Source organism: Wolbachia endosymbiont (group A) of Ophion costatus, assembly GCF_963969245.1.
GTDB lineage: Bacteria > Pseudomonadota > Alphaproteobacteria > Rickettsiales > Anaplasmataceae > Wolbachia > Wolbachia pipientis.
This window is the reverse complement of sequence record NZ_OZ017714.1, coordinates 789,153-811,027: the sequence shown is the minus strand read 5'-3', so window position 1 is coordinate 811,027 and position 21,875 is coordinate 789,153. Positions and strand designations below refer to the sequence as shown.

Annotated in this window: 18 protein-coding genes; 11 read left to right on the top strand and 7 right to left on the bottom strand. The window is 35.6% G+C overall.

The window, feature by feature from the left end; genetic code table 11:
• Positions 1-424: 424 nt before the first annotated feature.
• The 3 genes from AACH21_RS03955 to AACH21_RS03945 all read left to right on the top strand — a co-directional run bounded on the left by AACH21_RS03955 (position 425) and on the right by AACH21_RS03945 (position 2,857).
• Positions 425-958 (top strand): HK97 family phage prohead protease, encoded by a 534-nt coding sequence (locus tag AACH21_RS03955; protein ID WP_077188057.1) that lies wholly within the window; start codon positions 425-427, stop codon positions 956-958.
• A 135-nt stretch (positions 959-1,093) separates the two neighbouring features.
• Positions 1,094-1,927, top strand: a complete 834-nt coding sequence (locus AACH21_RS03950) for a hypothetical protein (protein WP_338482245.1) — start codon at positions 1,094-1,096, stop codon at positions 1,925-1,927.
• A 36-nt stretch (positions 1,928-1,963) separates the two neighbouring features.
• Positions 1,964-2,857, top strand: a complete 894-nt coding sequence (locus AACH21_RS03945) for a hypothetical protein (RefSeq protein ID WP_338482244.1) — start codon at positions 1,964-1,966, stop codon at positions 2,855-2,857.
• Here AACH21_RS03945 and AACH21_RS03940 read toward each other — a convergent pair.
• Together AACH21_RS03940 and AACH21_RS03935 are read right to left on the bottom strand one after the other, a co-directional pair.
• Positions 2,854-4,026 carry a CCA tRNA nucleotidyltransferase gene (locus AACH21_RS03940; protein ID WP_338482242.1) on the bottom strand — a complete coding sequence of 391 codons (1,173 nt, stop codon included), beginning with the start codon at positions 4,024-4,026 and terminating at the stop codon, positions 2,854-2,856. The genes AACH21_RS03945 and AACH21_RS03940 overlap by 4 nt on opposite strands.
• Before the next feature lie 87 nt (positions 4,027-4,113).
• Positions 4,114-5,058 (bottom strand): hypothetical protein, encoded by a 945-nt coding sequence (locus AACH21_RS03935; RefSeq protein ID WP_338482240.1) that lies wholly within the window; start codon positions 5,056-5,058, stop codon positions 4,114-4,116.
• A gap of 117 nt (positions 5,059-5,175) precedes the next feature.
• Here AACH21_RS03935 and ychF point away from each other — a divergent pair, with 117 nt between their 5' ends.
• On the top strand, positions 5,176-6,270 hold the full coding sequence (gene ychF, locus AACH21_RS03930) for a redox-regulated ATPase YchF (RefSeq protein WP_010962597.1): 1,095 nt from the start codon (positions 5,176-5,178) through the stop codon (positions 6,268-6,270).
• Positions 6,263-6,457, top strand: a complete 195-nt coding sequence (locus AACH21_RS07130; RefSeq protein ID WP_410529736.1) for a hypothetical protein — start codon at positions 6,263-6,265, stop codon at positions 6,455-6,457. The genes ychF and AACH21_RS07130 overlap by 8 nt, the downstream gene beginning before the upstream one ends.
• A gap of 42 nt (positions 6,458-6,499) precedes the next feature.
• Here AACH21_RS07130 and AACH21_RS03925 read toward each other — a convergent pair whose 3' ends face one another.
• Complete coding sequence (locus AACH21_RS03925) at positions 6,500-6,883, bottom strand: hypothetical protein (RefSeq protein ID WP_338482238.1); 384 nt, start codon at positions 6,881-6,883, stop codon at positions 6,500-6,502.
• 132 nt (positions 6,884-7,015) lie between these two features.
• Between AACH21_RS03925 and AACH21_RS03920 the strand changes: the two genes are divergently transcribed.
• The 4 genes from AACH21_RS03920 to AACH21_RS03905 all read left to right on the top strand — a co-directional run bounded on the left by AACH21_RS03920 (position 7,016) and on the right by AACH21_RS03905 (position 12,723).
• On the top strand, positions 7,016-8,209 hold the full coding sequence (locus tag AACH21_RS03920; protein ID WP_077188062.1) for an ankyrin repeat domain-containing protein: 1,194 nt from the start codon (positions 7,016-7,018) through the stop codon (positions 8,207-8,209).
• A complete protein-coding gene (locus AACH21_RS03915) occupies positions 8,202-10,007 on the top strand; it encodes a pentapeptide repeat-containing protein (RefSeq protein ID WP_338482237.1) in 1,806 nt (601 codons plus the stop codon). The genes AACH21_RS03920 and AACH21_RS03915 overlap by 8 nt, the downstream gene beginning before the upstream one ends.
• Positions 9,991-10,599: a guanylate kinase gene (gene gmk / locus AACH21_RS03910; RefSeq protein ID WP_338482816.1), complete on the top strand. Its 609-nt coding sequence runs from the start codon at positions 9,991-9,993 to the stop codon at positions 10,597-10,599. The genes AACH21_RS03915 and gmk overlap by 17 nt, the downstream gene beginning before the upstream one ends.
• 282 nt (positions 10,600-10,881) lie before the next feature.
• A complete protein-coding gene (locus AACH21_RS03905; RefSeq protein WP_338482235.1) occupies positions 10,882-12,723 on the top strand; it encodes an ankyrin repeat domain-containing protein in 1,842 nt (613 codons plus the stop codon).
• On the opposite strand, the gene sdhA is transcribed toward AACH21_RS03905, so the two are convergent.
• Both sdhA and gltX read right to left on the bottom strand, forming a co-directional pair.
• Entirely contained in the window at positions 12,695-14,500 is a 1,806-nt protein-coding gene (gene sdhA / locus AACH21_RS03900; RefSeq protein ID WP_236514780.1) for a succinate dehydrogenase flavoprotein subunit, read from the bottom strand. The genes AACH21_RS03905 and sdhA overlap by 29 nt on opposite strands.
• Positions 14,501-15,014: 514 nt before the next feature.
• Complete coding sequence (gene gltX, locus AACH21_RS03895) at positions 15,015-16,367, bottom strand: glutamate--tRNA ligase (RefSeq protein WP_338482234.1); 1,353 nt, start codon at positions 16,365-16,367, stop codon at positions 15,015-15,017.
• A 149-nt stretch (positions 16,368-16,516) separates the two neighbouring features.
• Between gltX and AACH21_RS03890 the strand changes: the two genes are divergently transcribed.
• A complete protein-coding gene (locus AACH21_RS03890) occupies positions 16,517-17,179 on the top strand; it encodes an ankyrin repeat domain-containing protein (protein WP_338482233.1) in 663 nt (220 codons plus the stop codon).
• 61 nt (positions 17,180-17,240) lie between these two features.
• Positions 17,241-19,316, top strand: a complete 2,076-nt coding sequence (locus AACH21_RS03885; RefSeq protein WP_338482814.1) for an acetyl-CoA carboxylase biotin carboxylase subunit — start codon at positions 17,241-17,243, stop codon at positions 19,314-19,316.
• Here AACH21_RS03885 and AACH21_RS03880 read toward each other — a convergent pair.
• Positions 19,265-20,293 (bottom strand): COX15/CtaA family protein, encoded by a 1,029-nt coding sequence (locus tag AACH21_RS03880; RefSeq protein WP_077188070.1) that lies wholly within the window; start codon positions 20,291-20,293, stop codon positions 19,265-19,267. The genes AACH21_RS03885 and AACH21_RS03880 overlap by 52 nt on opposite strands.
• Positions 20,275-21,873, bottom strand: a complete 1,599-nt coding sequence (locus AACH21_RS03875) for a glycosyltransferase family 2 protein (RefSeq protein WP_320157282.1) — start codon at positions 21,871-21,873, stop codon at positions 20,275-20,277. The genes AACH21_RS03880 and AACH21_RS03875 overlap by 19 nt, the downstream gene beginning before the upstream one ends.
• Between the last annotated feature and the right edge of the window lie 2 nt (positions 21,874-21,875).

Here is a 21,875-nt window from a genome sequence, read left to right as displayed (position 1 = left end):
AATGTTTTGATGATTATGGAAAGGCTGGATCCCAGTGTCACGCACTGGGATGACAAAAAAGAGGCTACTCGGATGACAAGAAAGGAGCACTGCTATTATAGAGTGAAATGAGATCCCAGTGTCAAGCACTGAAATGACATCATAGGGGCTTGCATGACATCATTCTTTTTCTTGGATCCAAGTAGTCAGGGCACTGGGATGACATCATAGAGGCACTAGGATGACACCTTGACAATCCTCATTCCGCTACTTGTTAGCGCCGCGGTGGTATGACGTAGAATTTTATAACCCAGTGTCCAATCTGGATTCTAGTTAGCGTTTTTAGTAACTAAGAAAAGTGCTTCCCCCTTTTAGAGCACTGCATATAATAGAATTATATCGCAGTGCATTGCGAAACAAAATTCCCAATACTACAGGAGGCTTTATGAATAAGAAATTTCTCTATTCACCATTGTCAATAAAAAGTATAGAAGAAAACGGTGTATTTTCTGGTTATGCTAGCGTTTTTAATATAGTTGATAAACAAAATGATCTGATATTGCCTGGAGCATTTAAGGAAAATTTAAACAGAAATAAAATAAAACTCCTTTGGCAGCACAATCCAGGTGAGCCTATAGGTAGCATCATAGATATTTGCGAAAATGATGTTGGCCTGTATATAACCGCACACTTACTTTTGGGCATCCAAAAAGCAAAGGAAGCGTACTTAATGCTCAAAACTGGAGTAATCAATGGACTTTCCATCGGCTATATACCTATAGAGTATGATGTTGATCATAAAAGCGGAGCTAGAGTGTTAAAACAAGTGGAATTATGGGAAGTCAGTTTGGTCACTTTTCCTGCAAACTTGGCTGCTCAGGTAATCAATGTGAAAAATCAGAACAATGAACAGGAAGTGTTAGCAAGAGCGATAGAAAAAGCAAATGCTGTACTTGCAGACATGTACATTTCTGCTTAAAGTGTATTAGGCGGGCAAAGACTTTACCATAATTTGACACCTGTGTTAGTATTTATTTAACATTTATACTAATATATATAACTTTATTACTATTAAAATTTTCTGTAAATTAAAGTTAAAAAATGAGGTAATTTTATGCTAAATATTAATAATAAGGTTAATTATGAAATTAATATTAAGCGAAAGGAAAAAAAATACAGCTGGTCTACTGTATTTGCTTGGTTATATCTAAAAACGATTGGACGAATATTGCCCAAGAGATGGAATAGATGGGCAGAAAATATTTTGTACTACGATAAAACTACTGCAAACAATGAAGTTCAAACTGATGCTTTTAAGACAATAGATGGAAGTGTTCAAGTTGACTTAAAACCTGAAGTTGTAGAGAAAGAGAGCCAAAGTGTAGTGATAAACAAAGATGGAGGGGTTCAGACTGATGGAGTAGCATTGATAACAGAGGAAGATGATGAAGCATTAGAAGAACAGCTGGAGGGCATAAATCAGGAATTAGAACTTGAACGTTTACAAAATGCTTCCTTAAAAGAAGAAAATAGAGAATTACGATCTGCAATTGAAGGACTTGAAAAGAGTTATAAGGGACTTACAGAAGATGCAGGCGAACGAGAAGAGGAACTAACCAAATACAAACAAGATAAAAAAGCAATGCAGGATAAAGTTGATGAACAACAGAAAACTATATTTGATCAATACATGATAATAAGAGAGCAAGGAGAAGAAATTGAAGCTACTAGGAAAGATAATGAAAGTCTGCAAGCACAAATAATAGAACTTAAGAGTAGGTTAAAGGACAAGGAGGATAAATTAATTGAATTGAATCAACAATGGCAAGCTAGCAAATTAGTGGCTTTACTTAAATCACAGACTGATAAATTGTGTCAGGCTAAAGACAAAAATACTGAATTAGAAAATAAAGTCAGTGACTTAGGTCATGAAAACAAAGCTCTATGATTAAGTGTGAATACATTGACTGCTCAATTGGGTGAAATGGAGAACTTGGGGAAGCAATTACAAAGTGTTCAAGAATCTAAACAACAATTGGAGATTGATTTAGAAGGTCAATTGAAAGCTGACACTAAGAAACTACAGGAAGCAAAAGAAGGTCAATTGGCTAAAAAGGCAGGTGCAGTGAGTACAGTATCTACTGCAAAATCAACTCTTTCAAAATTACGAAACTTGCCCAATAAGCTTTCTAGGGATAAGGGTCTCAATAACTTTTTATCTGGGAAAAACGAGGAGTTAAAAAAAGGTTTTCCTGAATTTAAAGAGAAACACTTTTGCCATAACGTGCTTAATGAAACTATAAAGTCTCTATCAAATCAAGATGATGGCAAATTTGAAAGCAGTAAGCTGCTTGAATTATTAGAAAGTAATTTGAAACAATCCGCAAGGGAGATCATAGAAGCTAAGGTTAAAGAAGTTGTCAACGAACATTGTAACATTGGAAAAAATATGGGTAAAGAACTACGAGATGACACGTTAAAAGCCAAGTTGTCACCTTCTGTTAGAAAATGCGTAAAAAAATTAGAATTTAACAAACAAGAAGGGGTAAATAAGATTGTAGACTCTATCTTGCACAGCTTTAATAGCAAGAATAATAATAATAACGACTCAGTAGAATTACTTAAAGAAATTGTTGTGAAAGAGCTAGTAGAAGCTAGAATGAGATTTTTTTTAGATAAGATTCAAGAGTTACAACTGACATCAAGCATAAGAGATAAATTTTTATCTACAGATCAGGGAATGTGTAATCAAACTCAAGGAGGAGTAAACGAATACCAATTAACAGAAAAAGCTAAAAAAGAATACACACCTAATTCCTCGATGAGTCACACTAATACTGTAAGCATACATTCATTGAACAGTCGGAAAGCAAGTTAAAGTAGGCTCTTAGCATAAAGCACCAGCTCCTCTTTTGTTAAAGTGTAGGAGCTGTCTTCCCAATGTTGTTTTAGCAATTCTAAGTTTTTACCTAAACTTTTTCCTGGCTGGTGACCTATACTTATTAAATCATCGCCAGATAAAGGAAATTTTGGAATATTGAATGTATTAGCAAATGAAATGTATTTGTCAATATTTTCTCCAGACTCAACACCACAAATTTTTATTAAATCACAATATAGTTCTCTACCAAATAAAGATATGTACTTTTTTTGCTCTTTTTCCGAAAGCTCTGTTTTGATATCGTTGGATAGTAAAAATAGCAGCTTTTTCTTTTGCCTGTTCGAAAGACGTAAAAATTTGCTTACATATTCTCCAAGACTTAGCCTGTCATTTTTGGTGGTCCTAAGAAGTAACGCTAATTTTACTAGTGCATCAGTGCCCAAAAGAAGTGACGAAGACAGAATTTCGCATTTTACTTCTTTTGGGATAATCTTTTGCAAAACATCAGATTCTTGCATGCTCTTAAGTGTTGGAAAAGGATCATTGCACTCCAGCAATTTAAGTATTTCATCTCTTATTCTCTCTCCAGAGAGGTTTTGAATCATATGCGAATGCTTTTTGCATACGCTTAGTATTTCATCACTCAAATCTCCGGCACATATTTTTGCATGAAAACGAAATGCTCTTAAAATACGTAGATAGTCTTCTTTAATTCTATCTTCAGCGTTGCCTATAAAGTTTAACCTTCGCGCTTTTAAGTCCTCTATACCACCAAAGTAGTCATATATATGGCCATGCTTATCTGCATACAGAGCATTAAATGTAAAGTCGCGCCTTGAAGCATCCGCTTGCCAATTATTGGTAAATTCTACTTTTGCATGCCTACCATCACATTTCACATCATGCCTTAGTGTTGTGATCTCAAAAGATCTTTGATTTAGAACCGCAGTGATAGTTCCATGTTTTAAGCCAGTTGGAATAGTTTTTATATTACGGAGTTTTAGCGCTTTAATCGTTTGATTGGGAAGCAAATTAGTAGCTAAATCGATGTCGTGAACATCACGCTGCAAAATTGAGTCTCTCACACATCCGCCGACAAGCCTAGCCTCACCGCCAAATTCCTCTATGGCATCAATAATTAAACTAGTCTCATGGTCAACTTGCATTTAGGTTAGTACGTACTGCAAGTTCATATTATATGAAATGCTTGCAAAAGCCCTATATAAAAATATACAGAGCTATGAAGATTTATTTTACACTTCCAATTGTGATATTTGTTGTTGATGAAATGTTTTTTCTGTTCTTGATTCCTCCATACTACATCTTGGTGAGCTTGAAGGGTTTTGCTTCTCAGAGCGCTCTATGCGCTGCTTTATATCACTAACGCACTGCCCTACAACATCACCAATTTTTCCATCAGCATTTTCTGCCAATAACTTATCAAATCCCTTTTCAACCTCTGCTCTCTCAGAGATATCCTTTGAAAGGTTACAATATTCTAAGATCTCGTCTAGCTGCAGTTTTTTTGCTAATAGGAAATCTTCTTGTTCTTGCTCTTGTTTAAGTTTGGTTTCCTCTTGCAGTTGTTTTGCTAAACTTTTATTTCTATCAAGCAATGGTTCGAAATGCAATCCGCCTTTGTTTATTATATGCACAATACTACTATCATCATAATCAACTTTATTGTATTCACCTGCACTTTTTGAACCTGAATTGTCTATTAATTCATGCAAAGACAGATCTTGGTTATCAACAGTCTGGTTCTCTATAACATGTAGCTTTACCTTATACTTTTCACAAAGTATTCTGCCTTCAACGTCAGGATCACCCCACCTACTGTTACGCATAATGTCTGCTGTATAATCATCTACAGTTTCACTACGGTGCTGGCCATTGTTATCATGACTATTGACAATTGCATTTGTAAACCACTTTGGTGGATTCTTTTGCGCAAATTCCCTACAATCATTTCTTAATCTTTCGACAGTAACTTGCTCTCCTGTCTGTTGTTCTAGACTTTGCCTGAACGAGTCAAAAAAACAGCTTCCATTACCAATTGCTTGTCCTACATAGAAATTGTCAGGGTAAGGGTTACTATTTAAAAGAGTTATTTCTTGCCCTGAGATCCTGGGCCTTTTTATTCCAACCTCAACATCATGAAAGTCACTTGGTAGTTTCCGTTTCTTAGCTGTAGTCATAGTTTTACCTTAATTTGAGCTATATACTACTATACCAACAAAATTGTCAATAAGCGACTAATTAAGTATAGCAGAAATTTTTAAATTATGCAATAGTTATAATTTTACATAGCAAATATGAGTTTTAACTGCGGTATAGTTGGGTTACCAAACATAGGAAAATCAACCTTATTTAATGCGCTTACAGAGTCAAGTGCAGCCGAAGCTGCAAATTATCCTTTTTGCACAATCGAGCCAAATATAGGCAAGATTTCGATAAAAGATCAACGTTTGAAACAAATCGCAGCAATTGCAGGCTCAGAGAAGGTAATCTACAACCAATTAGAAGTTGTAGATATTGCAGGTCTGGTAAAGGGTGCGAGCAAAGGCGAAGGGCTTGGCAATAAATTTTTAAGCCATATCAGAGAAGTTGATGCCATCGTTCATCTGCTCAGGTGCTTTACGGATGACGATATCAGCCATATACACAGTAAAATAGATCCAATATCAGATGCTGAAGTGGTAGAAATGGAATTAATCCTAGCTGATATTGATAGCATAGAAAAAAGGCTTCCTCAATTGGAAAAGAAAGCAAAGCAAGGTGATAAAGAGCTAAAGAGACAACTTGAATTAATGCAAGAGGTATTAGCTACTTTAAAATTAGGTAAACCTGCAAGAAGTTTGGAGAATATCAATGAAGATGAGATGAAGTTGCTTCAATTGCTGACAACAAAGCCCGTTATGTACGTTTGCAATGTTGAAGATACAAATGTTATAACTGGCAATGAATTATCTAAAAAGGTAGAGAGGATGGCGGAGGAAAATAAAAGCAAATTTTATTGCATTTCAGCAAAACTCGAAGCAGATATTGCAAATCTTGATAGTGAAGAGGAAAAACAGAGTTTTTTATCAGAATTTGGCTTACAAGAATCAGGCCTTGATGGAGTAGCGCGTATTATGTATGAAGTGCTGAGTATGATAACTTTCTTTACTGTGGGCCCCAAAGAAGCACGGGCATGGCCAGTAAAAATAGGGTCAACAGCCGATAAAGCAGCAGGTGTAATCCACACTGATTTTGAGAAAGGCTTTATAAAAGCAGAGACAATAAGCTTTGCAGACTACATAAAGTATGGAAGTGAATCAGCTTGCAAAGACGCAGGAAAAATTCGCTTTGAAGGCAGAGATTACATCGTGCAAGATGGTGATATAATGCACTTTAGGTTTAATGTGTAGTTTATTATGCAGCCACTTATTTAAAGTTAAGTTTTCTGGATCCCAGTGTCTGGGCACTGGGATGACAAGAAAGGGAGCACTGGAATTTTTGTTTCAATATTTGTACATTAGCCATACATCTGAACAGATACCTCCCCTAAACGGATACACTGTAGAAGGAGAGTTTCTTCTCCCCAGTAAAGACTAGATTCCAGACTGGAATGACAGCAGTCCTACGTCATACCGCGATTCATTCCATAGCTGTACGAACATTCATTTTTGAAGGTAAATTGCACAGCAAATGGTCAGTGCTTGGCACTGGAATAACGTCCTCCTTTGTCATCCCAGTGCCCAGACACTGGGATCCAGTTTTCCATATAATCTCATCGAAAATGTTGTAACCACTTTCTACGCTAGTTTGCTTGCTTACAAGCAAACTTTTCTGGATCCAAGTAGTCTGGGCACTGGGATGACAGGAGAAGGAGGCTACTTGCATGACACCATTCTTTTTTCTGGATCCCAGTGTCTGGGCACTGGGATGACGAGAAAGGAGCACTGGGATGACATCCTCCCTAGCGGAGATTGCTCTCAAATCACAATGTTCGTACAGTAAGCACTGACCACTTTGCTTCAATATTTGCGATGCCCCTGAACAGATACAAAAAATCTATTGTTTTTTTATAAATTAAATCCTAAGGCATTTTTTACTGTAGATTAATCATTTGATTATAGTATCATTTTAATTAAGCTTATGCTTGGGATATTTATGAAAAATATTTTATATTTTATATTATTAGCTGTTGTATTCGGATCACTGAGCCTATTTGCTGTAGAGCAATTTGAAGAAAAGAAAATTGAATCAGTTCATAAAAACGAAAATGTAGGTGTAAGGAAGCAAGATAGCACAAATCAAAAAGATGAGTTAAAAAGCAACGTCGATGCTAAACAAACACAAGAGGCTGAGAGCAAAAGATTAGACGGCACTACCGATAAAGAGAAACTGCAACACAACGAGAACAAAGCTTTCGTGGTTGAAAAAACTATAAGTGAAGGTGAAAGGATTGATAAAGATTTGCCAAATGACCAGCTAGAAGGAAGCACAGACAAATTTGCTCAAAATTTACCAAATGTGGCCAATAAAGAAGTGAATAAAGATTTGAAACCAGAGCCTTTGCCTTTAAGTGCTGATTTAAATGAGAATACAGCTAACCCGCAAAAAAATCTACAAGCTGATCAGAAGATTGATATAAAAGATAATGAACTTTCAAAAAGTGATGCGAGTCAATTATTAGAGGGAAAAAAAGAAAAAGTAGAGAATCAGTCTGAAGAAAAAAAAGTGAAAGAAACAAACAGTAATTCCAAGGACCGCAATAGAGTAAAACCTATAACTAAAAAAGATGAAGAAGAGCAAAGTGAAAAGAAAAGTTTACAAAAATGGACAAAGCTAAACAGAGAACCAATAAAAGAATGGGGTCATAAAGACATACAAAGCAAGTCAATATATAAACGACAATATGATAGCCTTAATGAGCATCTTCCTACAACTGTGTTTATTGATGATTACAGTAAGCAATTTTTTTACTGCATTAAGAAGAACAACTTAACTTGCTTAAGAGGAGTAATAAGTAAGCTAGAAAAAATTGGATTAACAATTCAAGAGATACTAAGGTTTAGAAATAAATTGGGTGATACTCCTCTCATTTATTCAGTTAAACAAGGTGAGGTAGACATAGTGCGCTTTCTCTTATTACAAGGTGCTGATCTTAGAGTAGTTAACAATAATTTTCAATCCCCAATTGATATAGCAATCGAAAAAAAGCAGATCAATATAATAAATGCGATTGCCGAAATGATGCCACATCTTTTGGAGGATAGAAAAATAGACAATAAAGAAAGCTCAGCAATGTACGATTGGGCTGTGAAAACGAAAGAAATACAGTGCGATAAGCAAGATGATTAGATTTTTGATATTAATTTTAGTTGGTCATTTATGTTATGGAAACGAAACAAATGATGAAAAAAATCAGATTAGTGATTTTTTAAACGCTTTGCGTGATGCAAAATACGTATCTTACAGTAAAAAAGACTTTGCTGAATTTTTGGTGCAGTGCCACAAAGAGGGCGTGCCAGAAGATTTTAAGAAAGGTTTTGGTTCTAACTTAAATGGAGCTAATTTTAACCAACTGTACCTAAGTAAATCTGTTTTTGATGGAGTAAGTCTGATTGGTGCTGATTTTTCTAACACCGATTTATCCGACGTGTCTTTCATTGATGTTGATTTACGTGGTGCTAATTTCTCCAATGCTAATTTACATGGCATTAAAATAAAAGGTACAAATTTGAGTTTTACAAAATTTGTTTCTGCAAACTTAACAGATATCGTATTTGATCAGTCTAATGTTAGTTATGCTGATTTTATCAGTTCCGATCTCAAAAAAGTGAGTATGCACAACGTAATTGGTTTGCATACTAATTTCTCGAATGTGAAAATGAATTTCTCCAACTTATCAAACTCGAATGTTAGCCACGTAAATTTTAGTGATAGTGAAATAAACGATACTGTTATGCAGAAAAACAACCTTGATAATGCAAGTTTCTTTGGAGTGGATGCATATAAATTGAAGATACAATTTTCTTCATTAAAAAATGCTAACATATATGGTGCAGAGTTAAAAGAATCAGACTTTACAGGTAGCAATCTTTCCGCTGCCTACCTTAATTCTTCTATCATAATTAACAGTAACTTCGACGAAACTAATTTAAGCAACACACAAATTTCCTATGTGAATGACGATAATTCAAGTTTTGTTCAATCTATACTAAATGGTTCCAAGATAAAGCATACATATGTTTCTGAAGCAAATCTTCAGGATGCTGATTTGTCCAATATTGATTTTAGTTTTAGTGAACTGCATCAAGTTAATGTCTCTAATGCTGACATTCGTCACGGAAAGTTTCATAATACTAAAGTTGCGAATTCTAACATGAATGGCTCATTTTTTGACCATTCACTATTCACCTCTGCGAAGATAGAAGATTCAGACCTTTCTACAACTTCAATGTATAAGATAAAAATCCAAGACTCTCAAGTTTATAACAGTACACTTTTTCGCCATAATATTGATTCCAGTGAAATAGAAAATTCAACATTCTTTAATTTATTAGCTGATAATTCAAGCTGGTCTAATTTAAAAGTAACTAATTCAAATTTTATTGAAAGCGATTTCAGATCTTCTTTGCTTCACGCTAATGCCTTTAGGAAAACTAGCTTTTTTCTTAGCAATTTGAGCAATTCAACAATTAGTGATATGTCTTTTCTCTCTTCAAGCATATATAAAAGTTCAGTTGTTGATGCTCACTTAACAGGTTGCAAATTTGATAATTCAATTTTGATTGACAATAAAGGACAGAAAAAACTTGCAGGTTCAGAAAATGCTATAACTTCGATTAAAGATTTGCAAGAGAAAATATCACAGGGTGAAAAATTTAATGTAAATTATTCTTACTTTGAATTTAAGAATATGAATTTAGAAAATGCCGATTTTTCTAATTCAACATTAAGTAGAGCAAAGTTTGTAAACGTTAATTTGAATAAGGCAAATTTTGAAAAGACCGATTTGCGCTATACTGTCTTTGATAACTCTTCTCTCATTGGCACCAACTTATCAAATTCTAATTTAGAAGGTTCTAGCTTTTTAAACTCTGATCCAAAAAGCACCATGTTAAAAAATGCAAAGAAAAATGACCATAAAAAGTGAGGGCGTATTATTGGTTCTATCCTCCCCTTCTGGAGCTGGAAAAACTACTATATCAGCAAAATTACTTGAGCGATCAACTAATTTAGTTAGGTCTGTTTCTATGACTACGCGCAAGCTTCGCCCCGGCGAAATAAATGGAAAAGACTATTTTTTCGTTACCGAAGAAAAATTTCACGAGTTATGCAAAGCTGGCCAAATGCTTGAATACGCCAAAGTTTTTGAGAATTTTTATGGTATACCAAGAAATTTTATAGAGCAAAACTTAAGCAATGGAATAAGCGTTTTACTCAGCATAGACTGGCAAGGAGCATTTCACTTATTCAAGCTCATGAGAAAAAAAGTTGTAAGTGTTTTTATACTTCCCCCTTCAATGGAAGAGCTTAGGTTGCGTTTGCAAAAGCGTAATAGTGATGATGCAAGCGAAATAGAGCGCAGATTAGCCGAAGCTCAAAAAGAGATAAGCAAACGTGATAAATATGATTATGTAATAATCAATGATGATATTGATAAAAGTGTAGAAGAGATAAGCTCCATACTAAATAAAGAAAGACTTAAAAAATCAGAAGAAAAACCAAGCCTGGAAGATTTATAAAAAATCAATTTGGATACTTGCAGCTATAGTTTCTTATCCTATTTTAGCCAATAGCACGTTTCACAGTTTAGCTATATTTATTATTTTTTAAGATTAAATGGTTAAAATAGTAGCAACTGTTCAAGTGAGGATTTGACTATGATAACAGATTTTCTAATAGAAACTAGTTTTCTGCCTTTCCACCTATACATATACAACGTTTAGCTCAATTTAAAAGTCAAACTTCTTGGTTGTTAGTTTAGTGCTGACAACTTAAATAGCTTTTAATATTGAGGTTTTAGTATGGGTATAGATATAACTGCACTAACTACTAATGCAAAAAAATTAGATGAATACATAGATAAAAATGAAAAGCAAGAGCGGGATAGAAAAGACGAACAATTGTATGGCATTATAGAGAGAAAGGTAAAAAAAGAAGAACACAAGCGTGAAAAACCAAGAGGTCAAGATGGAGCTCTCAAGGAGTGTAAAAGGTTATTCAAGGAAGGTGCTAGCCCTGAAGTATTAACTAAATTAGAAGAATCACTTAGAGAACAAGAAAAATATTATAGGTATTATGTCCAATGCTTTCTTCCAGTGCTAGATGAAGTAATAGAACGATCGAAAAAAATACCAAATGAAACAAAAGAGCGAGTAAAGCAAGTAATTTTTAAAATTACTTGTAATAGCAGATATTGTAACCAAAATGATCGTAGGAATAGTGAAGCAGAAAGTGGCTACGGCAGTGATGTTGAAGATGATCATAAAATAAACGGGATAACGAATAATAATGTTCAATTACTAAAAGCGATCAAAAATGGAAATAACAGGAAATTTAAAAAATATCTAAAAGATTGTACGAATGTTAACGGCATAAAAGATGAAAAAGGAAATAATATTTTACACCTTATCGTGCCATTGGAAAAGAAACAGAAATGCAAGTTTCTAGGTACCCTAATAAAAACGGTCACCGAGGAAGATTTAGCACAACTCATTAATAGTGAAAATCAGGAAGAACAAACACCTCTTCATCAGCTGCTTCAGCATATAAAAGGAAAGAATGAGGATCGATCATGTACAGATAGAAAATTTGAAAAAACTAAAAGGTATGAAACCCTAGAACTATTGCTAAAAAACGGTGCAGATATTACTGTGCAAGATAAAGATGAAAAAAATGCTCTGCACTATATTGCTTCATTCAAAGGAGAACAAAAAGTTACATGTTTGGAATTGATTTTAGGTTTAGTAAAAAATGGAACAATATCTAAAGATAAATTAGGTAAAGCTATAAATGCTAAGAATGGAGAAGGGAACACACCCCTAGAATTGGCATTAAAGAAAAAAGCAGAAAAAAGAAGTATCGAATACCTACCGCAAGGAACAATTTTTGATACAGCAACTGCTTATGACAATACAACAAAATTTTGTACAATGCTGCTAGAAATAGGCGCTGATCCCTGTTCTCTGGAGCTGAAAGATCCAAAATTCCATACTAAAAAGTACTATTTAACTTTACGAGATCTAAAAGATTATTCAGGGACTCCACAGAAAGCACAGGAGAAAGCTAAAGAACTAAAAGAGAAGCTTGAAGAAAAATACCACTGTAAAACTGCTTCAAAAAAATGCAAGTCTGGCATTAAAGAAGCAGGTTCTGGTATAAAAAAAGGAGTATCTGCTGTAGCAGGATTCATAGATCCAGCAAAAAGGACCCGCGAACTGTTAGCAATCACGATAACGATTACTGTTATTGCAATGGTAACATTTGCTTTCTTTCAGGGTCAAATGGCAATTGGAGGAGCCATTCCTATCATAGCTGTTGCTGGAGTTATATGCCTTACTTTAACTTTAGGATTTAGTGGTATTAAGAAACTTTTTGAAAAATCAACCAACAAAGCACAGGACACATTTAACGACAAAAACCGCTCTAATTCAACAACAGAGCAGAATCAAGCTTCGAAGAACCTTGTTAATAATGATCAACAGAATTTAAGAAATGAGACTAAAAATCAAGCAGTACAAGAGTCACCAAATCAACCAGAGCATACAGAAAACCCAGCTACTAAAATAAGCGATGTATCAATACTACGTCAATTCATGAATAAGCTAGATGGGCTGACTAATAAACCCTCTTCTCTGGCGCTATGAAATCAATCTCACCGCTCAGAGTTTTTTCAGCCACTTTTTTATAATCAATTTTTACGTTAATTTGCCCTTTCTTTTCTTCAAGCCACGCTATAGTGTGCTTCATCCAGTTTTTGTCATCACGTTCAGGAAAGTCTTCACGAGCATGGGCACCTCTGCTTTCCTCGCGATTAGCTGCGCATTCCATGGTAATAACCGCTTGTGGGATCATGTTAGCAAGCTCCAGTGCTTCAACTAAATCACTATTCCACATCATACTGCGATCCTCAAGTGAAATATCAGGCATCATTTTTGCTACCTTTTTTATAGCTTTTTTGCCTTCTTCTAAAACTTCAGCAACACGGAAAACTGATGCGTATTTTTGCATAGTGTTCTGCATTTCACTGCGTATTTTTGCTACTTTTAGCCCACCAGAAGCAAATCGCATTTTATTGAATCTATCTACTATCCAGTCTGTGCAGTCTGAATGCAATTTTTTATGTGGTGTACCGGATTTTAGTTTCTCTCTTGCTCTGAGCGCTGCAGCTCTGCCAAAAACCACAAGATCAAGAAGCGAGTTAGAACCAAGTCGATTTGCACCGTGCACAGAGACGCACGCAGCTTCTCCAATTGCAAATAGTCCATCTACCACTTCTTCCTTACCTTGCTTCAGCGTAATCACTTCTCCATGATAATTGGTTGGAATGCCACCCATGTTGTAGTGAACAGTCGGAATGACCGGTATTGGATCTTTAGTGACATCAACTCCAGCAAAAGTTCTTGCGGTTTCGCTGATGCCCGGCAATCTGAGTTTTATTACTTCCGGATCAAGATGCGCTATAGTTAAATACATGTAATCTTTTTTCGGTCCAACTCCCCTTCCCTCTCTAATTTCAATTGTTATTGCGCGACTTACCACATCACGGGAAGCTAAATCTCTTGCTTTTGGTGCGTAACGTTCCATAAACTTCTCGCCCTGAGAATTAACGAGGTACCCCCCTTCACCACGGCATCCTTCTGTCATCAGGCACCCTGAGCCATATATTCCTGTTGGATGAAATTGTACAAATTCCATATCTTCAAGTGGTAATCCAGCCCTTACTACCATGCCATTACCATCACCTGTGCAGGTATGCGCACTTGTTGCAGAGAAATAAACACGTCCATATCCACCTGTTGCTAACACCACTCTATGCGCACGAAATCTATGTAATGTGCCGTCGCATAGCGACCAAGCAAGAACTCCGCAGCATGCTCCGGTTTCGCTATCCATAATTAAATCAATCACAAAGTATTCAACAAAAAATTCAGCGTTGAATTTAAGACACTGCTGATATAGAGTGTGAAGGATTGCGTGCCCAGTTTTATCTGCCGCCGCACAAGTGCGTTGAGCTGATTTTCCTTTACCAAAGTGAGTTGTCATTCCACCAAAGGAACGCTGGTATATTTTGCCATCTTCTGTACGAGAAAAAGGTACGCCAAAATTTTCAAGTTCAATAACAGCTTTAGCAGCGTTTTTACACATATATTCTATTGCATCTTGATCACCAAGCCAGTCTGAACCTTTTATTGTGTCATATGCATGCCAGCGCCAATCGTCTTCACCGATATTACCTAAAGCTGCACTAATTCCGCCTTGTGCTGCAACTGTATGACTTCGTGTAGGGAAAATTTTAGAAATGCAGGCAACTGAAAAATTAGTTGCAGCCATCCCAAGCGTTGCTCTGAGCCCTGCTCCACCTGCACCTACTACTACCACATCATACTCATGTTCTATGATCTCATACGCTGACTTATCCATATTTACTTATTTTATCATTACAGGCTTATGATATCACAGAAGTAGAAAAAATCTATACAAGTTTTCTGTAGCTATATCGCTGCGGTATTTCATAATAGATCCCGCTAACACGTAGCGGGGTGACAGCAGTCCTACGTCATACCGCCGCAGTATCTCAGCCACTAACACGTAGCGGGATGACGATTGTCGTTTAGCTATAAATATTTAAGAAATTTACCAAATAAAAAAAAGGCAAAGAAAACCTAGGGTAGCTAGTATTCAAATTCTCCCTTGTTCTATTTGACGTCTTTTGATGTCTTAAACGCTTTATAAGCGCGTTTCGGCTTGTATAGGTAGAAACCCAGAAGTTTTATAAAGACATGAGGTGCACATAGTGCAAAAAATTAAGCATGATTTACGCCAAATACAAAGTTCCCTTTGTCGTTTTAATCTGCAGATTGCGAAGATAAATAAATAGCTTCAGTTTCATGATAAGGGGGCTGGCGAAGGATGTCAAGTAATTTTCTTATTTCATTTAAATTGCTTGTAACCTTCTTATACACTCATCTTTACCAAGAATCACCATGATATCAATGATTCCAGGTGCATCCATTACTCCAGTTATAGGGGCGCGTAATGAGTGGTATACATCGCTTATTTTCATATCGTGCAATTTTGCACATTCTTTGATCTGAGAAGATAAAAAACCCTTATTCCAATTTTCATCACCGATCTTTGACAGAAATGATGCGAGTAACTTAATTATATTGAGGTTAGATTTGACAATTTGACAAGCTTCTCCACTTAAATCAAGTGGCGGATCTTGAATATAAAATTTTGCTAAATCCAATAATTCGGTCAGGTAGTTTGCTCTTTTTTTTAGCTCTGTCAGTCCCTGCAGTAAATAGCCCTTTTTTTTGTCAGTTAGAGTATTTTCTCTAAGCATTAGAGTCAGAATATCTTCATTGCTCATATTACTAATATAGTGGTTATTCAAATGCTCCAGTTTTTTGAAATCGAGCCGTGCAGGTGAACGACCAATACTTTCTAAATTAAACCACTCTATTGCTTGCTCATCGCTAATAATCTCATCGTTGCCGTGACTCCAGCCAAGTCTCAGCAAGTAATTACGCATCGCTTTTGGCAATATTCCCATCTTTTCATAATCGCAAACGCTTGTGGCACCATGCCTTTTGGATAGCTTATTCCCATCTTCCCCATGGATAAGCGGCACATGTGCAAAGCGTGGAATGTCAAAATCAAGAGCCTGGTATATTAGCAGATGTTTAAAGGTATTAGTGAGATGGTCAGAGCCACGTATTATATCAGTTATTCCAGCATCATGATCGTCAACTACTACGGCAAAAATATATGTTGGAGTGTTATCAGAGCGTAAGATCACTATATCATCAAGCTGCTCGCTACTTACTTTGATTTGGCCGTATATTTTATCATCAATGACGATCTCTTGCGAGTCTGGCACTTTAAAGCGGACAACAGGCTTTACGTTTGATGTCACACTAATACATTTGTGCTTATATATTTTTCCTTCTTCTCTCGCTTTTATTTTCCTTTCTGTCTCAGGGCAATAACAGTGATACGCCCTACCCTTCTCAACTAAAAGGTTTGCTACTTCTTTATGCCGCTCTATTCTTTTTGACTGATATACTATTTCCCCATCATAGCTCATACCGAGCCATCTTAGCCCTTCTATAATTGCATCAATTGCTTCTTGCGTTGAACGTTTTCTGTCGGTGTCTTCAATTCTCAGCAAAAACTTGCCACCATGATGCTTTGCATAGAGCCAATTAAATAACGCAGTGCGGGCCCCTCCAATATGCAAAAACCCTGTGGGTGATGGAGCGAATCTAGTGACTACGTCTGGCATATTTGTCTATTACAGTAATATAAATGATGATAGCTAAAATTTATGTTTGTAACAATTTAGAATTTATTTATTCTGAGAGATAAAATCTACTTGTTTTTCGTAAGTTATGTTGTATAATTTAGTGTTGGTTAAATATAGCGAGGTATGTTATGGCTGACTTATTTGAAGTTGCAAAAGCAAGAAATAAAGATGAATTTGTCAGAATTTGCACAGAGAATGTTGCTTATGCAGCTAAGCATAGGCTTGATGAAAATGGGAACCCATTTCATATAGCAGCAAGTCAAGAAATTCTGCTACCTGCACTCAAAGAGATTATGAGAGATTTGGAAGAAGGTACTAAGAGTAAGGTTAAAAAAGCAGAAGAAGCTAAAAATTGGAAAGAATCAGAAAGATTAAAAGAGAAACTTAAGGATAATAAGAGATATATTAAAGAAGCACTCTGTGATAAAAGCTGCATTCTTCATGGGAGAGTAGCGGTAGCTCCTCTTTATTTTTTAAATGCTGCAGAACGGGAAGAAGCTAAGCAAATTGCAGGTATAAAGGGCGGTTTTATATGTAATAGCAAATTTCATTTGTGCTTATACATAATAGGAGCTATAGCGTGTATTGCTGCCTTATGTTTATCCTTGTACTTTTTATTTTTGGTTTCTCAATCTCTTGCACTAGCTTCAGTAGCTACAATAGCTTCTGGAGGATCTACATGTTTGTTGTTTAAGGCATGTAACGGGATATACGGCTTGTATGATGAAAGTACTATAGTGACAGATCCTGATGTTATGCAACTTTTAAATAGTGATTTAGCTGTAGCATGAAGCTAAAAATTACTTGCAGGCAATAATTTACTTTCTCAACTTAAGAAAGTATGCTCGTACGATGACGGAAAAGAAGTACAGTAAGATTTTAATAGCAAACAGAGGAGAGATTGCCTGCAGGATTATCAGAACTGCTCGTAGGATGGGTATATCTTGTGTATGCATATATTCGGATGCAGATGTAAATTCTGTGCATGTAAGACAAGCAGATGAGTCAAGATATATCGGCCCTTCGCCATCTTGCCTCAGTTACTTAAACATTGAAAAAATATGTGAAGTAGCAGTTGAAACAGGTGCTGAGGCGGTTCATCCTGGCTATGGTTTTTTAGCAGAAAATCCAGATTTTCCACGTGCTCTTCAAAAACATAATATAGACTTCATCGGCCCCAGTGCAGAAACAATAGAAGTTACAGCCAACAAAATAACAGCAAAAGAAGCTGCAAAAAAAGCTGGAGTGAATGTAGTGCCAGGATATATGGGTAAGATCAGCGATGCTGCCCACGCAGCTCAAGTTGCTAAAGAGATCGGTTTTCCCGTTATGCTTAAAGCTGCATCAGGCGGTGGTGGCAAAGGAATGCGAATTGTAAACTCCAAAAAAGAAATTGAACTAGCATTTACATCAGCCACAAATGAAGCAGAGAAAAGTTTTAAGGATGGCAGTATCTTTATAGAGAAATATATAGAGTTGCCAAGACATATTGAAATACAAATCATAGCAGATAAATATGGCAATATAGTTTGTCTTGGAGAAAGAGAATGCTCGATACAAAGGAATAATCAGAAAATAATAGAAGAAACGCCAAGTCCATTCATTAGTGAAGAAGTAAGACAAAAAATGTATGTTCAATGTGTTTCTCTGGCAAAGCAAGTTGGCTATTTTTCAGCAGGCACTGTTGAGTTTGTTGTAGATAAAGACCAAAACTTCTATTTTCTTGAGGTAAATACGAGATTGCAAGTTGAGCATCCAGTAACAGAATTTATAACTGGAATAGACATAGTAGAAGAAATGATTAGAACTTCCTGTGGAGAGAAATTGAGATTCAATCAGGATGATATTAAACTTACTGGTTCTGCAATAGAAAGTAGAATTTGTGCTGAAGACCCATCGAAGAAATTTTTCCCTTCCAGCGGAAGAATAAAATATTACGATAAACCGGGTGAAAATGATTATGTAAGAATAGATGATGGAGTTGCTGCAGGTTCAGAAATTAGCATGTTCTATGATTCGATGATTGCCAAAGTGATAACATATGGAAAAGATAGAGTAGAAGCGATCAGCAGAATGCAAAAAGCATTGTCTGAATGCTATATAGAAGGAGTAACAAATAATATAGAATTTCTAGAATCCATCTTCCATCACCCAAATTTTATCGCAGCAAAGCTCCATACGAGATTCATTCCAGATCATTACCCTAGTGGGTTTCACGGCGATTTTGTTACAGAGGAGTATATTAAAATATTTATTTTCACTGCGTTATATGTTCATTTGGAAAATGAAGAAAGGTACCATCATAAAGCAGTGAATGAAACATCTCAGGTGTCATTCCAGTGCGTGACACTGGAATCTAGTAAAAAAGAAGGGGCACCAGTATCAGCTACTCGGATGGCAGGTGACCGTGCAAGAGATTTATTCATAGTGAATATAAATGACAATGAGTACTCCGTAAATGCAAAATACCAAGATAATATATTAATAACGGTATATAATCACAATAAATACTCCGTTATAGGCAAGTGGAAATCAAGTTATAGATTGCTATATATCACAATTAATGACGATACCAATATAGCACTTAAAATAGAAAGACAAGGCAGCAAGTACTTCATAAGACATGCAGGTATGAAAGCTGAGTGTTGTATATTAAAACCTCATGTAGCTGAATTAAGTAAGTTAATGCTAAATAATGAAACAGAAGGGATTTCAGCAGATGCTGTAAAATCCCCAATATCTGGTTTATTAGTTAAATTGCACGTAAATGTAGGAGATCAGGTGGAAATAGGACAACCTTTATTTGTGGTGGAGGCAATGAAAATGGAAAATATCATATGTGCTGAAGCAGCAATGGTGATAAAAAATATTCCCGTTCAAGAAGGAAAAAATGTGCAGATTGGTGATGTAGTCTGCTTCCTTAAATAACACAAGAAGTATAAACTTGACCCAAACAAGATAAATGAAAACACTTGATGAGCTATGGCAATGGCTATCGGTATGTGCAATAATAGAGTAATTACACCTAAAATGATCTGAATGACGACGGAGAGCAGCATAATATATACCGGTTTTATGCTAGCATTTTTTATTGTGAGTATTACTACCAAAGTTAGTATTAGCAATGCCAGTGCTCGATGTATAAATTGCACTGTCGCTCTGTTCTCAAAGATATTCAGCCATATAGGCTGTAAGAAAAATAAATCTTCTGGAACGATTTGTCCGTCCATTAGTGGAAAGGTATTGTAAATCAAACCAGCATTTAATCCTGCAACAAATGCACCGAAAATTATTTGTATTACAATTAGGACCAAAATCATCCTTGCGTAGTATATAGTGTTACCACTAACCTTAAGTTTTGTTTGTTGTGGCCTTATCTGATAATCAAAAAATTGATATGACAATAATGCAAAGATAACTAATGCTAATAATAAGTGAAGTGCGAGCCTATAGTGGCTAACATGAGGCTTGGCTACCAAGCCGCTTTTTACCATATACCAACCAGCAAAAGCTTGTAAAGCTCCAAATAATAATGCCACACATAGCTTTATTACTACCTTTTTAGATATTTTTCTTCTTAATATGAAATATATAAATGGCAGGACAAAAACTAAACCTGTTAGTCTTGCAACCAATCTGTGTACATATTCTATTAAGTATATAGCGCGAAACTCCTCCATACTAATACCATAGTTAAGTGCTTTATATTCAGGTGTAGCTTCGTATTTTAATTTTTCTTGTAGCCAGTCTTGTTCACTCAGTGGTGGTAATGTTCCAGTAATTGGTTTCCACTCTGTGATTGACAATCCTGCTTTTGAAAGTCTGGTAAATCCACCAATCCCTACCATGAGAATTACCATGACCGAGCAGAGAAAAAGCCAAATAGCTACAGGTTTTGCTTCCATAAACCATGCTGAGTTTTGTTCCATCGCTCAGGGTAAAGAATAAATTCCCATAAGGCAAGAAAAGCTGCAACACTATGTAGCAGACTATAGACCGGAAAAAATATCGATACTATATAAAAATAAAAAGGCATCTTTTGCTGTTTGACAGCTATTACCAAAAGAATCAGGTTAGTAACGTATACCACTACAAAGTAGTACAAAAATAATTCATTTAAAACTTTAGTTAATATCAATGAAAGCAGTAAAAATGGAGTAGTAAAAAATATAAAAGCTGCAGAGCCAACAAAAAGATTCAATAGCAAAATTCCCTTAAATCCAGTGTGTTTATAAAGTGACTTTATATTTTTTAAATGAACAATATAAGTTTGCATATAGCCTTTGATCCAGCGCGCTCTTTGCTTAATCCAAGCAAATACAACAATTGGTGACTCTTCCAATGTTTCTGAGTCAATCATCCTGGTTTTATATCCCATTTGCGCAAGTCTCAAACCGAGGTCAGCATCTTCGGTAACACTGTAAGCATCCCAGAAAAACACTTTTTTTAGAATTTTTACTGAAAAATGATTACTGCTACCACCCAAAGGCATCGGCATGTTCATTTTTTGGAATCCAGGCAATAAGTATTGAAACCAGTTCATATACTCCAGAGAAAAGAATTTTGTGAGAAAATTATAATCACAATTGTAGTAATTTAATTTCGCCTGTACACAGGCAAGCTTATCGTCGTCCTTATTAAATTCAATCAGTGCTTTTTTTAACTGCAATGGGTCTGGTTTATCGTCCGCATCATATATTACTGCATACTTTCCTCTAGCAAAGCTCATAGCATAATTGCATGACTTGGCTTTTGTTCTAGGCAAAGAATGAGGCACTTTTATTACTTCAAAATACTGCGGTAAAGTGTACTTTTCTATAGCTGCTAGCGTTTCTTGGTCATCACTTTCTACCTGAAGCTTCACATCTAATTTTGATTTTGGATAATCCAAACTTTCAATGCTTTCGATCAATTGCTCTATCACTGCACTTTCTTTAAAAGCAGGCAATAAAATAGTATATATAGGAAAATCTTCTTCATTCAGCTTACTATAATCCACTTTTTGGTTGGAGGTTTCACATAAGCTAAAAACTGTAGCTATAAACTTGAATAAATAACTAGAACATCCGATTATAAATATCAACATCAAAGCAAAATATGTATATTTCTCTGTTAGTGTTAAAATTGAAGTTACAATAAAGAAAGAAGCAAAAAATATTGAGCTTAGTTTAATGCTTTTAGCTGAAAAATTAGGATTCTTGTAATATAAGTAGTTGCTTGCAAATTCTGAAATACCAAAGTGCGAGTTAAGAAGATTTAAAATCTGTTCGCTATCCACTTTTATTAATACATAGTCAATACCGTAATGAGCTTCGACCCAACGGTTGATATCTCGGCTTGTGTCTTCAACCATAAAAAAAGTAGTATTATTTAATTTTTGCCAAGGAATTATATTAAATTTATAGTAAAAAAGTTTCTCTGGCTCTTTGCACAAACTAGAATCAAACTTAATTTTTTCTACATTATCAGCTTGAAGTATAGGCAATT

What these genes read in the sequence shown, in the direction of transcription:
- AACH21_RS03955 (WP_077188057.1), top strand. Translation starts at nt 425, where the DNA reads ATGAATAAGAAATTTCTCTATTCACCATTGTCAATAAAAAGTATAGAA.
- AACH21_RS03950 (WP_338482245.1), top strand. Translation starts at nt 1,094, where the DNA reads ATGCTAAATATTAATAATAAGGTTAATTATGAAATTAATATTAAGCGA.
- AACH21_RS03945 (WP_338482244.1), top strand. Translation starts at nt 1,964, where the DNA reads ATGGAGAACTTGGGGAAGCAATTACAAAGTGTTCAAGAATCTAAACAA.
- AACH21_RS03940 (WP_338482242.1), bottom strand. Translation starts at nt 4,026, where the DNA reads ATGCAAGTTGACCATGAGACTAGTTTAATTATTGATGCCATAGAGGAA.
- AACH21_RS03935 (WP_338482240.1), bottom strand. Translation starts at nt 5,058, where the DNA reads ATGACTACAGCTAAGAAACGGAAACTACCAAGTGACTTTCATGATGTT.
- ychF (WP_010962597.1), top strand. Translation starts at nt 5,176, where the DNA reads ATGAGTTTTAACTGCGGTATAGTTGGGTTACCAAACATAGGAAAATCA.
- AACH21_RS07130 (WP_410529736.1), top strand. Translation starts at nt 6,263, where the DNA reads ATGTGTAGTTTATTATGCAGCCACTTATTTAAAGTTAAGTTTTCTGGA.
- AACH21_RS03920 (WP_077188062.1), top strand. Translation starts at nt 7,016, where the DNA reads ATGAAAAATATTTTATATTTTATATTATTAGCTGTTGTATTCGGATCA.
- AACH21_RS03915 (WP_338482237.1), top strand. Translation starts at nt 8,202, where the DNA reads ATGATTAGATTTTTGATATTAATTTTAGTTGGTCATTTATGTTATGGA.
- gmk (WP_338482816.1), top strand. Translation starts at nt 9,991, where the DNA reads ATGACCATAAAAAGTGAGGGCGTATTATTGGTTCTATCCTCCCCTTCT.
- AACH21_RS03905 (WP_338482235.1), top strand. Translation starts at nt 10,882, where the DNA reads ATGGGTATAGATATAACTGCACTAACTACTAATGCAAAAAAATTAGAT.
- sdhA (WP_236514780.1), bottom strand. Translation starts at nt 14,500, where the DNA reads ATGGATAAGTCAGCGTATGAGATCATAGAACATGAGTATGATGTGGTA.
- gltX (WP_338482234.1), bottom strand. Translation starts at nt 16,367, where the DNA reads ATGCCAGACGTAGTCACTAGATTCGCTCCATCACCCACAGGGTTTTTG.
- AACH21_RS03890 (WP_338482233.1), top strand. Translation starts at nt 16,517, where the DNA reads ATGGCTGACTTATTTGAAGTTGCAAAAGCAAGAAATAAAGATGAATTT.
- AACH21_RS03885 (WP_338482814.1), top strand. Translation starts at nt 17,241, where the DNA reads ATGACGGAAAAGAAGTACAGTAAGATTTTAATAGCAAACAGAGGAGAG.
- AACH21_RS03880 (WP_077188070.1), bottom strand. Translation starts at nt 20,293, where the DNA reads ATGGAAGCAAAACCTGTAGCTATTTGGCTTTTTCTCTGCTCGGTCATG.